This is a genomic window from Pseudoruegeria sp. HB172150 (assembly GCF_013184805.1).
In the GTDB taxonomy this organism is placed as follows: domain Bacteria; phylum Pseudomonadota; class Alphaproteobacteria; order Rhodobacterales; family Rhodobacteraceae; genus Psychromarinibacter.
Genome location: NZ_JAATNG010000001.1, coordinates 224219 through 236489 on the forward strand (window position 1 = coordinate 224219; position 12271 = coordinate 236489).

16 protein-coding genes are annotated in these 12271 nt (G+C 66.4%); 6 read left to right on the forward strand and 10 right to left on the reverse strand.

The window, feature by feature from the left end:
- Positions 1-8: 8 nt before the first annotated feature.
- From rpsP to HCO70_RS01115, 8 genes are all read right to left on the reverse strand, one after another.
- Complete coding sequence (gene rpsP / locus HCO70_RS01080; RefSeq protein WP_172292263.1) at positions 9-419, reverse strand: 30S ribosomal protein S16; 411 nt, start codon at positions 417-419, stop codon at positions 9-11.
- Between the two features lie 49 nt (positions 420-468).
- Positions 469-765 (reverse strand): chorismate mutase, encoded by a 297-nt coding sequence (locus HCO70_RS01085; protein ID WP_172292265.1) that lies wholly within the window; start codon positions 763-765, stop codon positions 469-471.
- Between the two features lie 103 nt (positions 766-868).
- On the reverse strand, positions 869-1384 hold the full coding sequence (locus tag HCO70_RS01090; protein ID WP_172292267.1) for a GNAT family N-acetyltransferase: 516 nt from the start codon (positions 1382-1384) through the stop codon (positions 869-871).
- The gene (locus HCO70_RS01095; RefSeq protein ID WP_172292269.1) at positions 1381-1893 is read right to left on the reverse strand and encodes a GNAT family N-acetyltransferase; all 513 of its coding nucleotides are present in this window, start codon (positions 1891-1893) and stop codon (positions 1381-1383) included. Before HCO70_RS01095 ends, HCO70_RS01090 begins: the two co-directional genes overlap by 4 nt.
- Positions 1890-2447, reverse strand: coding sequence for a GNAT family N-acetyltransferase (locus HCO70_RS01100; protein ID WP_172292271.1), 558 nt, complete (start codon positions 2445-2447; stop codon positions 1890-1892). Before HCO70_RS01100 ends, HCO70_RS01095 begins: the two co-directional genes overlap by 4 nt.
- Positions 2444-2980, reverse strand: a complete 537-nt coding sequence (locus HCO70_RS01105; protein ID WP_371742130.1) for a GNAT family N-acetyltransferase — start codon at positions 2978-2980, stop codon at positions 2444-2446. Before HCO70_RS01105 ends, HCO70_RS01100 begins: the two co-directional genes overlap by 4 nt.
- 75 nt (positions 2981-3055) lie before the next feature.
- Positions 3056-4567, reverse strand: coding sequence for a signal recognition particle protein (gene ffh / locus HCO70_RS01110; protein ID WP_172292273.1), 1512 nt, complete (start codon positions 4565-4567; stop codon positions 3056-3058).
- A gap of 213 nt (positions 4568-4780) precedes the next feature.
- Positions 4781-6586 carry an SLC13 family permease gene (locus HCO70_RS01115; RefSeq protein WP_172292275.1) on the reverse strand — a complete coding sequence of 602 codons (1806 nt, stop codon included), beginning with the start codon at positions 6584-6586 and terminating at the stop codon, positions 4781-4783.
- A 145-nt stretch (positions 6587-6731) separates the two neighbouring features.
- Here HCO70_RS01115 and HCO70_RS01120 point away from each other — a divergent pair, with 145 nt between their 5' ends.
- Complete coding sequence (locus tag HCO70_RS01120; RefSeq protein ID WP_172292277.1) at positions 6732-7436, forward strand: class I SAM-dependent methyltransferase; 705 nt, start codon at positions 6732-6734, stop codon at positions 7434-7436.
- A gap of 178 nt (positions 7437-7614) precedes the next feature.
- Complete coding sequence (locus tag HCO70_RS01125) at positions 7615-8493, forward strand: LysR family transcriptional regulator (protein WP_172296048.1); 879 nt, start codon at positions 7615-7617, stop codon at positions 8491-8493.
- 157 nt (positions 8494-8650) lie between these two features.
- Here the strand turns inward: HCO70_RS01125 and HCO70_RS01130 are convergent, their stop codons facing one another.
- Both HCO70_RS01130 and HCO70_RS01135 read right to left on the reverse strand, forming a co-directional pair.
- The gene (locus HCO70_RS01130) at positions 8651-9424 is read right to left on the reverse strand and encodes a Stf0 family sulfotransferase (RefSeq protein ID WP_172292279.1); all 774 of its coding nucleotides are present in this window, start codon (positions 9422-9424) and stop codon (positions 8651-8653) included.
- Positions 9425-9575: 151 nt separating this feature from the next.
- Positions 9576-9911, reverse strand: coding sequence for a metalloregulator ArsR/SmtB family transcription factor (locus HCO70_RS01135; RefSeq protein WP_172292281.1), 336 nt, complete (start codon positions 9909-9911; stop codon positions 9576-9578).
- A gap of 205 nt (positions 9912-10116) precedes the next feature.
- On the opposite strand from HCO70_RS01135, the gene HCO70_RS01140 reads away from it, so the two are divergent.
- The 4 genes from HCO70_RS01140 to HCO70_RS01155 all read left to right on the forward strand — a co-directional run bounded on the left by HCO70_RS01140 (position 10117) and on the right by HCO70_RS01155 (position 12268).
- Positions 10117-10473, forward strand: coding sequence for an AtpZ/AtpI family protein (locus tag HCO70_RS01140; RefSeq protein ID WP_172292283.1), 357 nt, complete (start codon positions 10117-10119; stop codon positions 10471-10473).
- Positions 10454-11230 carry a F0F1 ATP synthase subunit A gene (locus HCO70_RS01145; protein ID WP_172292284.1) on the forward strand — a complete coding sequence of 259 codons (777 nt, stop codon included), beginning with the start codon at positions 10454-10456 and terminating at the stop codon, positions 11228-11230. Before HCO70_RS01140 ends, HCO70_RS01145 begins: the two co-directional genes overlap by 20 nt.
- A gap of 76 nt (positions 11231-11306) precedes the next feature.
- Positions 11307-11543 (forward strand): F0F1 ATP synthase subunit C, encoded by a 237-nt coding sequence (locus tag HCO70_RS01150; RefSeq protein ID WP_172292286.1) that lies wholly within the window; start codon positions 11307-11309, stop codon positions 11541-11543.
- A 74-nt stretch (positions 11544-11617) separates the two neighbouring features.
- Positions 11618-12268 (forward strand): F0F1 ATP synthase subunit B', encoded by a 651-nt coding sequence (locus tag HCO70_RS01155; RefSeq protein WP_172292288.1) that lies wholly within the window; start codon positions 11618-11620, stop codon positions 12266-12268.
- Positions 12269-12271 lie beyond the last annotated feature (3 nt).

Sequence of the window (12271 nt, forward strand, 5' to 3'; positions counted from 1 at the left end):
TTGGCGGATTACTCCGCCGATTCCTCGGCCGCGACTTCCTCGACCGGCTCTTCGGCGGGAGCGGCAGCGGCTTCGGACGCAGCGGCGGCCTTGGCGGCTTTTTCTTCAGCGCGCTCTTCGGCTTTCTTGCCGGGTTTCGCCTTGTTCGGGTTGTTGCGCTCTGCCTTGTCGCGGACGCCTGCGGCTTCCAGCATGCGGGCGATGCGGTCGGTGGGCTGGGCGCCCTTGCCGAGCCAGTACTCGACACGCTCCATGTCCATCTTCACGCGGTCTTCCGAGTCCTTCGGCAGCAGCGGGTTGTAGGTGCCCAGTTTCTCGATGAAGCGGCCGTCGCGGGGCATCCGCGAGTCGGCGGCGACGATCGAGTAATGCGGGCGCTTCTTGGAGCCGCCGCGGGCCAGTCGGATCTTCATAGCCATTTGATTTTCTCCTTTGAATGGCGTGGGTCGGGCGATTTCGGATCGCCCCTTACGATTGGTGTTTCCTGTGGTGACGGATGACTTCCTCTATGATGAAAGAGAGGAAAGCCTTGGCGAATTCCGGGTCGAGCCCGGCCTCTTTCGACAGCGCCTCGAGCCGCGCGATCTGCTGATCCTCGCGCGCCGGGTCCGAGGGCGGAAGGTCGTGTTCGGCCTTGAGAAGGCCGACTTCCTGCGTGTGCTTGAACCGTTCGGCCAGCGTGTAGACGAGGATCGCGTCCAGCCGGTCGATGCTGGCGCGGTGCTGCGCAAGAAGTTCGGCGGCGCGGGCGACGACGTCGGTCATGGGCGGTCTCCGTGCTCGGGGAAACGGGTGTATGGGGCGTGCGCGGCCCGTACTGGGATGGTCCGTGACATGCTGGTCCGGGCGAGGTGCTGGCAAAAAGCGATCATTGGACCAATTCCGGCGCCATGTGGCGATAGGTGTCGCAGCCCGGCAGCGGTGAGACGGCTGACGGATCGCGGCGCGCGCCCAGCCGTTCGGCCAGGGCAAGGGACGGGGCGTTGGCCGGGTCGATGTAGCTGATCACGCCCTGCCACCCGAGATCGTGGAACAGGTGATGCAGCACAGCCGCGCTTGCCTCGCGGGCGTAACCCTTGCCCTCATGCGCGGCATCGCTCAGGAGCCAGCTCATCTCTGGCTCGTCGAACTCGCCCGGGTGGAACGGGCCGGCCATGCCGATGGTTTCGCCGGTGTCGGTGAGGACGACGGCGAACATGCCATAGCCGCGCAGGTCCCATTGTCCGACATAGGTCGCGAACTTGCGCCATGCGTTGGCCAGATCCATCGGGCCGCCGTAAAATTCGGCGCGCGGCGACATCAGGAAACCGAGCATCGCCTTTTCGTCCGAAGCGCCGGGGCGGCGAAGCGTCAGGCGCTCTGTCTGGAGGACGGGACCGGTCATTGACGTGCCTCCGGTGCCGGGTAGCGGTACACCACGTCTTCCGGATCGGGCCGTGCCACGTCGGGGTCGAGGACGCCGCCGAGCCGTTCCGCCAGCGTGCGGGAGCGGGTGTTGCCGGGGTCGATATAGCTGACCAGCGTCGACAGGCCCAATTCCGCGAAGCCATGGTTGCAGAGGGCGACCGCGGCCTCATAGGCGATGCTTTTGCCCTCGGCGGCGTCGTAGAGCAGCCAGCCGATTTCCGGCTCGATCCAGCGCGGCGGCTTGATGATCGAGATCTGGCCGAACACCTCGCCGGTGAAACGATCGGTGATCGCCAGCCCGCCAAAGCCGAACAGAGACCATTGCGCGATGTCCGATGTGAACCAGCCCCAGGCCACGTCGGTGTCATGGGGGCCGCCCATGAAGCTGGCGCGGTCGCTGGCGAGGAACGCGGCGTAGTCCGCGAAATCCGCCGCGATATGCGGGCGCAGGGTCAGGCGCTGGGTATGAATCACGGGGGCGGTCACGCGTAGGCCTCCATGCCGCCCTCGGCATCGGGGGCCGGGTGGCGGTAGACCAGGGTGCCGTCGTCAAACGGCGACACGGCATTCGCATCGACGGTCGCACCTAAGCGTTCCGCCAGCGCCATGGAGCGCGTGTTCTTCGGGTCGATGTAGCTGACCGCAGTGTCCCAGCGCAGATCGTTGAAGACATGGGCGATGATCGCTGTCGCGGCCTCGGCCATGTAGCCCTTGCCTTCGGCCGCCGGGTCCCAGACCGTCCAGCCGATCTCGCGCTCGGGCCAGAGCGAGGGGAACCACGGTCCGCAGCTGCCCAGCACGGCACCGCTGTCGCGGTCGATCATCGCGAAGACGCCGCAGCCGTTCATCAGCCAGTGGCCCATCAGGCTGCAGAAGGCGCGCCAGGCGCGGCCCTTGTCATGCTCCGGTCCGCCGCCGATGAACGTCGCGCGGTCGGTGAGGAAGAATGCCTCCCATACCGGGTAGTCGATCGGCTCCGGCGCGCGGAGGATCAGGCGCTCGGTTTCCAGCCGGGTGGTGCCGGTGAGGGACACGGTCATGCGGCCAGCTCCTCGGGCGAGGGATGGCGCCAGACCGGCATCGGGCCGTAATCCGGGTGCTCGTAAACGCTTTCCGGCCGTGCGCCGAGGCGCCGGGCGAGGTTCTGCGAGCGGGTGTTGTTTTCGGCGATCAGGCTGATCGCGGTGGTCCAGCCGAGCGTCTCGTAAGCCCATGCGCGGGAGGCGAGCGCCGCCTCGTAAGCGATGCCGCGGCCTTCACCCTCGGCAAAGAGGGACCATGCGATTTCCGGCTCTGGCCAGGACGAGGGGTAGAACGGACCGACGACGCCAAGGGGCGTGCCGGTTTCGCGGTCGGTGACCATGAAGCGGCCGTAGCCGCGCAGCTGCCAGTGGCCGATCAGTTCGCCGAGCTGTTCGAATGCCTCTGTCTTGGTGAAGGGGGCGCCGAGAAAGACCGTGCGCTCTGCGTCCATGCGGAAACGGGCATAGGCTTCCAGGTCCCCGATGCACGGAGCACGGAGGATCAGACGCTCTGTCGTCAGCGTGGGGATATGCACGGCCGCGCCGGTCACCGGGCGGTGTCGGGACGCGCGACTTGCTGCGCGGGGACGGCAGATGCGGTTTGGAGGCGAAGCGGAGTCATGGGCCTATTTCTTCTTGCCTAAGCCGGAGAGACCGGGGGGCAGCTGCATGCCGCCCGCGCCGCCGCCGGGCATGCCGGGGAAGCCCTTGGGCAGTCCGCCGGGCATACCGCCGCCGCCGCCCATCTGCTGCGCCGCGGCCTGCATTTCCGCCTCGGACGGCATGCCCTTGCCGAACATGCCGCGCATGGCCTGTTTCAGCGCGCCGCCCTTCATCTTACCCATCTTCTTCATCATGTCGGACATCTGCCGCTGCATCTTGAGCAGGCGGTTCAGCTCCGACACTTCGAGACCGGCGCCCGAGGCGATCCGCTTCTTGCGGGAGGCCTGCAGGATCTTTGGGTTGGCGCGTTCCTTCTTCGTCATCGACTGGATCAGGGCGATCTGGCGGCGGATGACGGTGTCGTCCATGCCGGCCTCGTCCATCTGGCCCTTCATCTTCTTCATGCCGGGCATCATTCCCATGATGCCTTCCATGCCGCCCATCTTCATCATCTGCTCGAGCTGCATCTTCAGGTCGTTCATGTTGAACTGACCCTTCTGGAACCGGCGCATCATGCGCTCGGCCTGCTCCTGCTCGATGGTGGCCTGCGCCTTTTCGACGAGGCTGACGATGTCGCCCATGCCTAGGATGCGGCCGGCGATGCGTTCGGGGTGGAATTCCTCGATCGCGTCCATCTTTTCGCCGAGGCCGACGAACTTGATCGGCTTGCCGGTGACGGCGCGCATCGAGAGGGCGGCGCCGCCGCGGCCGTCGCCGTCCATCCGGGTAAGCGCCACGCCGGTGATGCCGATGTCGCGGTCGAAGGCCTCGGCGACGTTCACCGCGTCCTGACCGGTGAGGCCGTCAACGACGAGGAGGGTTTCGCGCGGTTTGGTGATGTCGCGGACGTCGGCGGCCTGCTGGATCAGTTCCGCATCGATATGGAGGCGCCCGGCGGTATCTAGCATGTAGACGTCGTAGCCGCCGAGGGTGGCCTGCTGTTTCGCCCGCTTTGCGATCTGCTGCGCGCTCTCGCCCTTGACGATGGGCAGGGTGTCAACGCCGATCTGCTGGCCGAGGATCGCCAGCTGCTCCATGGCGGCGGGGCGGTTGGTGTCGAGCGAGGCCATCAGGACGCGCTTGCCGTTCTTCTCGGTCAGGCGCTTGGCGAGCTTGGCGGTGGTGGTGGTCTTGCCCGAGCCCTGCAGACCGACCATGAGGATCGGCGCGGGCGGGTTGTCGATCTTCAGCTCGCCGGGGTCCTGATTGTCGCCAGACAGCACGTGGACCAGCTCGTCATGGACGATCTTGACGACCTGCTGGCCGGGCGTGACCGACTTCGTCACCGCCTGGCCGGTGGCCTTGTCCTGGATCGCCTTGACGAAGTCGCGCGCCACGGGAAGCGACACGTCGGCCTCGAGCAGCGCCACGCGGACCTCGCGCAGCGCGGTCTTGACGTCGTCCTCGCTGAGCGCTCCCTGCTTGGTGAGGCGGTCGAAGACGCCGGACAGGCGGTCTGACAGGTTCTCGAACATCGCGTGGCCTTCGTGTCGGTTTCGATTGCCCCCCAGAGGTAGGGAGCGACCCGGGATGCGCCAAGCGCCCCCGCGGGCGAAACTCGCTGGCGGGGGGCGATCCCCGCAATGCACGGGGACCGGAAGCGCTGGCACTTCCGGAGATTGCGCGCGGATTACGCGGGGACGGGGGAGAGAGTCAAGGGCAGAGTCGGGGCCGCAGCCGGGCGCAGGTCACGGCTGCAGCGGGAAGAAGAAGGATATCGCAAGCACAGCCGCGGCGCCGGCGATGATGTTCATCGGTACGCCGACGCGCAGGAAGTCGGCGAAGCGGTAATTGCCCGCGCCGTAGACCAGCGTGTTGGTCTGATAGCCGATGGGCGTGGCGAAGGAGGCGCTGGCGCCCAGCATTACCGCCACGACAAGTGCGCGGGCATCGAAGCCGAGCCGATCCGCCAGGGCAATCACCACCGGAGTCAGGACTACGGCGACGGCGTTGTTGGTCACTGTTTCGGTCAGCAGCGAAGCGGTGGCGTAGACGGCGGCAAGGACCAGGACCGGAGGCAGGGTTTCGAGTATTGGCGCGATGGCGCCAACGACGAGTTCCACCGCGCCGGAGAGTTCCAGCCCCTTGCCGACGATCAGCATGGCGAAGACCAGAACGAGGATACCGGCGTCGATGGAATCCCATGCCTCGTCATTGTCTATGCAGCGCAGGACCAGCATCGCGGCCACGGCCAGCAGCGCGGCGATCAGGATGTCGGTGATGCCGAAGGCGGAAAGCGCGACGACGAGGATCAGGGCCAGGAGCGCCAGCGGCGCCTGCCGGCGGCGGTAGGCCCGGCCCGAGGCGCGGGTGATCGCGACGAGGTCGCCGCGCTGGGCAAGCCGGTCGAAGCTTTCCGGCGGGCCCTCCATCAGCAGCCGGTCGGCGGCGCGCAGGCGGACCGAAGACAGGTCGGCCCCGGCGATATGGTGCGGACGGTGGACGCCGAGGACCCGCACGCCATAGCGCGAGCCGAGGCCCAGTTCGGCCAGGCGCGCGCCGACGGCGGCGCGCGCCGGGGTCACGATGGCCTCGACCTGCACCATCCTGGTGTCGTCTGCGCGGCGCGCCTGGTTTGGCGGGCTGCGGCGCAGACCGGTGCGCAGGCCGCGCGTTTCGTGCAGGGTCAGCAGTTCGGCCATGTTGGTCAGCACAATGAGCACATCGCCCGTCTGCAGCGATTCCTCTTGCAGCGCGCCGCGCAACATCTCGGACCCGCGGCGCAGGCCGGTGATGCGGATGCCGCGGCGGTTGAGCGGCCCCGCCTCTGCCAGCGGGTGACGGGCGAAAGGCGAGTCCTCGAGGATCGTCACCTCGGTCAGAAAGGGCGAGCCGGCGATGCGGTCGTCCATCTGGCCGGTATCGCCACGCTCTGGCAGCAGGTGGCGCCCGAACAGCAGCAGGAAACCCATGCCGACGGCGGCAGTCACAAGGCCCACGGGTGCGATCTCGAAGATGCCGAAGGGCTGCATTCCGGCATCCCGCGCGACACCATCCACCAGCAGGTTGGTGGAGGTGCCGACCAAGGTGCAGGTGCCCCCGAGTATGGCGGTATAGGAGAGCGGGATCAGCAGTTTGGTCGATGCAGTGCCGCGCGCCTGCGCCAGCCGGATCACTACCGGGATCAGGATCAGTACCACCGGCGTGTTGTTGACGAAGGCGGAGGCCACCATTGTGGCGCCGAAGAACAGGGCCAGCGTCTGGATCGGATAATCTTCTGCCCGCGACACGATGAGTTGCGCCAGCGCGTCGAGCAGGCCGGTTCGGACCAGCGCGCCGGAGATGACGAACATCGCCGCAATGGTCAGCGGCGCGGCGTTGGAGAAAGCGTCGGCCACGTCGCCGGCGGGTACCAGGCCCAGCAGTATGAACAGAGCCGCACCCGCGGTGGCCGTGACCTCAGGCGGATAGAGTTCGGCCACGAAGGCAGCGAAGATCAGGCCCAAGAGAGCCAGCGCCACGAATGCCTCGTGACCCGCGATCAGGTCCGTCATGAAATGAGCGCTCCGCCTGCTCCGAACGTTGCCGACTCCGGCTGCGCTTGTATAGAAAGGCGCCGCTGGCCGGAGCGGACCGGAGGCACAACGCAGGCGGCGACGGAATGGTTCCCGCGGCGCCAAGATTTTTTCGGGGGCGGTGATGGACAACGGCTGGGAAGCGTCGGCGGCGGCCTGGATCGCCGATCAGGGAGAGCTTGGCGATTTCAGCCGGCAATATGTGCTGGACGGGCCGATGCGGGCGCGGGTGCTGGCGGCGGCGCCCGGCCGTGCGCTGGATATCGGCTGCGGCGAAGGCCGGTTTTGCCGCTGGCTGCGGGGGCAGGGGATCGCGGCGGTGGGGCTGGAGCCTGCGCAGGGGCTGCTGGACGAGGCAATCCGGCGCGATCCGGAGGGGGAATACGTGAAGGGACGGGCCGAGGCGCTGCCCTTCGACGACGGCGCGTTCGACCTTGCGGTCTTCTACCTGACGCTCATCGACATCGACGACATGCGCGGCGCGGTGGCCGAGGCGGCGCGGGTGCTGCGGCCGGGCGGGCGTGTGCTGGTCGCCAACCTGCAGCCGTTCAACACCGCCGCGACGGCCTTCGACAAGCATGAGAGCGGCGGGCGGCTGATCCAGATGAACCGCTACCTAGAGGAATTCGACGGCTGGTACGAGTGGCGCGGCATCCGCATCCGCAACTGGCACCGGCCGATGGCGGCTTATATGGGCGCATTCCTGGAGCAGGGATTGCGGCTGACCGCCTTCGAAGAGCCGCGCGCAATCGGCGATACCAGCGAGACGAAGCGGGACCGCTATGATCAGGCGCCCTATTTCTTCATGATGGAGTGGCTGAAACCTTAGGGGGCATCATGGCCGAGGGCGTGCGTGACGGGGCGGTTGGACCGGTCCGTTCGGTCTATTTCCATAACCCCGAGGGCAATCTTGTGGAAATCGCAAATCCTGATTGTTAGATATAGCAAATCTGAACAGAAGTGCCGAAAGGTCGCCCGACATGTTGGAACGCGCACAAGGAACCTCGATGGAGAACTGGGACGAGATCCGCACCGCCTATCAGGTGGCGCGACTTGGCACGGTCAGCGGCGCCGCCTCGGCGCTGGGGGTTCATCATGCGACGGTCATCCGGCATATCGACGCGCTGGAGCAGCGGCTGGGCGTGAAGCTGTTCCAGCGGCACGCGCGAGGCTACACGCCGACCGAAGCAGGGCGCGACCTGCTGCAGGTGGCGCAGGCGACGGACGAGCAGTTCACCCTGCTGGCGGGACGCATCCGCGGGCGGGGCGAGGAGGTGACCGGGGAACTGATCGTCACCACTTTGAGCGGTGTCGCGCCGCTGATCCTGCCGACGCTGGTCGCCTTCCGCGAAGAGCATCCCGGGGTGATCGTGCGGCTTCTGACCGGCGAGCGGGTGTTCCGGCTGGAATACGGCGAGGCGCATGTGGCGATCCGCGCCGGATCCCCGCCGGAAGAGCCCGACAACGTGGTGCAGCCCTTCGGGCGGCTGCGCGGCACTTATTTTGCAGCGCAGAGCTATGTCGACAGGCACGGACTGCCGAAGGATGACGAGGATCTTGCCGGGCATGCGTTCGTCGCCCGCGACGAGCCGCCGCGCGCGCCGTTCGACCGGTGGCTGGCGGAGCGGGTGGAGCCGGAGCAGATCGTGTTCCGCTCGTCCGAGCAGACGGCGGTGGAACTGGCGGTGAAGCAGGGGGCCGGGATCGGCTATCTGCCGCTCTGCGACATGAACCGCGGCGCGGGTCTGGTGGAGGTCTGGCCGACGCGGGAAGAGTGGTCTTCGCCGCTGTGGCTGGTCACCCATGTGGACCTGCACCGGACGATGAAGGTGCAGGCGTTCACGTCCTTCCTGAAGGACGCGGCGCGGGACTGGAAGTGTTCGTGACCGGTCAGCCGCAGTCTGATTGAGCGCCTGCGGCGCAAGCTTTCTGGCACTTCGTGCGTGTAGGGGGGCGCTGCCCCCGTCGCCTGCGGCGACTCCCCCGGGATATTTTTTGCCAGAAGAAGCGGGGCGGAGTTGGCGAGAAGCGCCAGTGGTTCCGCTAATCTTTGCTGACCGGGTGCTCCGCTTCGAACCGCTCGCGCCACTGGCGGCTCTGTGCGTCAGCGAGCTTTGCGGTGGGTATCTCGACCGATTGAGCCAGCACCGGGTCCAGATCCAGCGCGGACAGGACCTGGGCGAGGACCTTTCGCGGGGTCTCGGACAGATCGTCGTAGCGGATGCGCAAAGGCTCTAGCGCCTCCTGCCTGAACCATTCCTCCCAGGCTTCGTCGAGCGCAGCCAGGTCTTTCATGTGGAAGGCGATGCTGTCCGGATCGTATCGCGGCTCCTGCCCGGGCGCCAGGCGTTCCAGTTCCGTGCCGTCCGAACGGCGGTGCCACAACCCGCTCTGCTCCGCCCTGACGCGCGAGATCGCCTGGTCGAGGCGGTCCTGTCGGGACAGGTGAATGAAAAGCGTCGGGCCGAAGGCCTTCTCTATCCGCCCGGCATCGCTCATCCGGCCCGGGACGAGCAGGCCAAGCTGCTGCAGGAAGAAGTCGAAGCTGCCACGCTGCATACGCAATCCGAAGATGTCCGTTTCGCCCATGCCGCGCGCGAGGGCCGCCTCGAAGACCGCCCGGACAGCATCCCGCGAGGTGGTGAAGGATGCCGGATTCAGGTCGTAGACCTCCAGCCACCGGTCCAGCGACGGCGTGTGGAAGTGCGAGTTCGGGCGTCCCGCGGCGTTTGTCGCCTCGAGCATCCCGCAGAGCAGGGTGCTGCCGCTGCGCGGTGCGGTGCAAAGCACGTAGGATCGTTTCGGGCGTGGAAGCATGAAGGAACAGGCGGGCGGACTGAGTGCCGGCGGACATTAGGCGGCGAGGCCGGAACGGGCAAGGCGCGGCGGACGCGGATGTGTTGCGGGCGCGGCAAGCCGGGAAGGCTGCTTCCGGGCATAGGCGGACAACCCGAAGGCAATGAATCCTTCAGTCGTTCGCCGGTGTGCCGAGTTCCCGTTCCAGGAATGCCTCGAAGGCGTCGAGGTTGACCGGCTCGAACTGGCCGAAGCCCTGCATCCAGACCGACGCGGATTTCAGGGCGTCGGGTTCCAGCTTGCACCATTTCACCCGGCCGCGCTTTTCCTGGCTGATCAGGCCGGCGCGGGTGAGGATGGTGAGGTGCTTGGAGATCGCGGCCAGCGACATCTCGAACGGGTCGGCGACATCGGTCACGGCCATGTCGTCCTCCAGCAGCATCTGCAGGATGGCGCGCCGGGTCGGGTCGGCAAGGGCGGCAAAGACGGTGTCGAGGCTCGGCTGCATGGAATGGCTTTGGCAAGCGGCGCGGGTTTGGTCAACCATTCGGTTGAATATGGGGAATGGCGGGAAATGCCATGCAGGGGCGGTTTCCCGGTGTGGGAGGTGAAAAAATACTGTTTAATATCAGCGTATTGATCGAGAACAAGCGGGATTGACTCATTCCCGCCCGCTACCTAGTGTCCGCCCGACTGATCGGGGGTCCGGTTTCATGGTCGATCCAGAAGACAAGGCGCGCCTCGAGCGGCTGGACGAACGGATCGCTGCCCTGAAAAAGGAAAAGGAACCGGCGCCGTCGGTCGAGGGACATGCCGCGGGCGGGGCGGAACTCGCCTGGCGGATGGTGATAGAGCTGGTGGCCGGAATCGTGATCGGTTTCGGCATCGGGTACGGGCTGGATTGGCTGTTCGGCACCCTCCCGATCCTGCTGGTGCTATTCACCTTGTTGGGCTTCGCGGCCGGGGTGCAGACGATGATGCGCTCGGCCCGCGCGGCACAGGAAAAGGACGCGGGGCGCGCGGCGCCCGAGGAAGACGGGGACCAGGATCGTGGCGACGAAAGAACATAGCGAAGGCCTTGCTTTCCACCCGATGGACCAGTTCATCGTGAAGCCGCTCTTTGGCGAGGTCGGCGATCCGGTTTACTGGTACACGATCACCAACGTGACGCTGTGGCTGTTCCTGACGGTCGTGGCGGTCAGCCTGCTGCTGGTCGCGGGCACACGCGGCCGCGCAATCATCCCGACAAAGATCCAGTCCGTCGCCGAGCTGTCCTACGGCTTCATCTACAAGATGGTCGAGGACGTGGCCGGCAAGGACGCGGTGCGGTTCTTCCCCTACATTTTCACGCTTTTCATGTTCATCGTGATGTCGAACTTCCTCGGCCTGCTGCCGCTGGCCTTTACGACGACGTCGCACCTGGCGGTGACGGTGGTGCTGGCACTGGCGGTGTTCCTGACGGTCACGATTACCGGCTTCGTGCTTCACGGCGCGAAATTCCTCAGCCTGTTCTGGGTGTCGTCCGCGCCGCTGCCGCTGCGGCCGATCCTGGCGCTGATCGAGGTGATTTCCTACTTCGTCCGCCCGGTCAGCCACTCCATTCGCCTCATGGGCAACATGATGGCCGGCCATGCCGTCATCAAGGTTTTCGCCGCCTTCGCGCCGCTGATCCTGCTGTCGGGTCTGGGTGTGCTGGTGACGCCGCTATCGGTGCTGGCGATCTCTACCATCTATGCGCTCGAAGTGCTGGTGGCCTTCATCCAGGCCTATGTCTTCACGATCCTCACCTGCGTGTACCTCAAGGACGCGCTGCATCCCTCGCACTAGGCGGTGCGTGCCGTTGCACGCACCCACCCGCAAACGAACACCAATTCAGCCAATTCCAACGTAAGGAGAAACGATCATGGAAGGCGATATCGCACAAATGGGTGCCTTCATCGGCGCAGGTCTGGCTTCGGTCGGCATGGGCGGCGCTGCCGTCGGTGTGGGCAACGTTGTCGGCAACTTCCTGTCCGGCGCCCTGCGCAACCCGTCCGCCGCTGGCGGCCAGACCGCGACCATGTTCATCGGCATCGCCTTTGCGGAAGCCCTGGGGATCTTCTCGTTCCTCGTCGCGCTTCTGCTGATGTTCGCCGTCTGATAGCCTCTTAACACTCCTTACGCGCGGGCGGCCCCGGGGGCCGTCCGTTGTAGACGAGGTGTCTGGAGGACGACATGGCAACTGATACGAACGGCGCCATCATCCTCGCCCAGGCGACGGACGAGGCGGCGACCCACGGCACCGAAGGTGCGGAGCATGCGGTCGAAGGCGCGGCGCACGCCGTCGAGGGCGCGCATGGTGTCGAATCCGCCGCGCATGGCGGAGGCGAGGCCGTCGGCATGCCGCAGCTCGACTTCAACAGCTGGCCGAACCAGATCTTCTGGCTGCTGGTCGCGCTGGTGGCGCTCTACCTGATCATCAGCCGTATCGCGCTGCCCCGCATCGCGTCGGTTCTGGCCGAACGCGCCGGGTCGGTGACCAACGATGTCGCTGCCGCCGAAGAGTTGAAGCTGAAGGCGCAGGAAGCCGAAGCCGCCTATAACCAGGCGCTGGCGGATGCCCGCTCGGAAGCTCAGGCGATCATCAACGAGGCGAAGGCCGAGATGCAGGCCGAGCTGGACGAGGCGAATGCCAAGGCCGATGCCGAGATCGCCGCGAAGGTGGCGGAATCGGAGAAGGCGATCGGAGAAATCCGCGCCAACGCTCTGGCAAGCGTCGAGTCGGTGGCCAAGGAAGCCGCGGCCGAGATCGTCGCCGCGCTGGGTACGAAAGCCGATGCCGCGACCGTCGATGCGGCGGTTTCCGAACAGATGAAGAGGGCCTGAGCG

What these genes read in the sequence shown, in the direction of transcription:
- HCO70_RS01130 (WP_172292279.1), bottom strand. Translation starts at nt 9,424, where the DNA reads ATGCTTCCACGCCCGAAACGATCCTACGTGCTTTGCACCGCACCGCGC.
- HCO70_RS01115 (WP_172292275.1), bottom strand. Translation starts at nt 6,586, where the DNA reads ATGACGGACCTGATCGCGGGTCACGAGGCATTCGTGGCGCTGGCTCTC.
- ffh (WP_172292273.1), bottom strand. Translation starts at nt 4,567, where the DNA reads ATGTTCGAGAACCTGTCAGACCGCCTGTCCGGCGTCTTCGACCGCCTC.
- HCO70_RS01155 (WP_172292288.1), top strand. Translation starts at nt 11,618, where the DNA reads ATGGCAACTGATACGAACGGCGCCATCATCCTCGCCCAGGCGACGGAC.
- HCO70_RS01135 (WP_172292281.1), bottom strand. Translation starts at nt 9,911, where the DNA reads ATGCAGCCGAGCCTCGACACCGTCTTTGCCGCCCTTGCCGACCCGACC.
- HCO70_RS01085 (WP_172292265.1), bottom strand. Translation starts at nt 765, where the DNA reads ATGACCGACGTCGTCGCCCGCGCCGCCGAACTTCTTGCGCAGCACCGC.
- rpsP (WP_172292263.1), bottom strand. Translation starts at nt 419, where the DNA reads ATGGCTATGAAGATCCGACTGGCCCGCGGCGGCTCCAAGAAGCGCCCG.
- HCO70_RS01140 (WP_172292283.1), top strand. Translation starts at nt 10,117, where the DNA reads ATGGTCGATCCAGAAGACAAGGCGCGCCTCGAGCGGCTGGACGAACGG.
- HCO70_RS01120 (WP_172292277.1), top strand. Translation starts at nt 6,732, where the DNA reads ATGGACAACGGCTGGGAAGCGTCGGCGGCGGCCTGGATCGCCGATCAG.
- HCO70_RS01090 (WP_172292267.1), bottom strand. Translation starts at nt 1,384, where the DNA reads ATGACCGGTCCCGTCCTCCAGACAGAGCGCCTGACGCTTCGCCGCCCC.
- HCO70_RS01125 (WP_172296048.1), top strand. Translation starts at nt 7,615, where the DNA reads ATGGAGAACTGGGACGAGATCCGCACCGCCTATCAGGTGGCGCGACTT.
- HCO70_RS01100 (WP_172292271.1), bottom strand. Translation starts at nt 2,447, where the DNA reads ATGACCGTGTCCCTCACCGGCACCACCCGGCTGGAAACCGAGCGCCTG.
- HCO70_RS01150 (WP_172292286.1), top strand. Translation starts at nt 11,307, where the DNA reads ATGGAAGGCGATATCGCACAAATGGGTGCCTTCATCGGCGCAGGTCTG.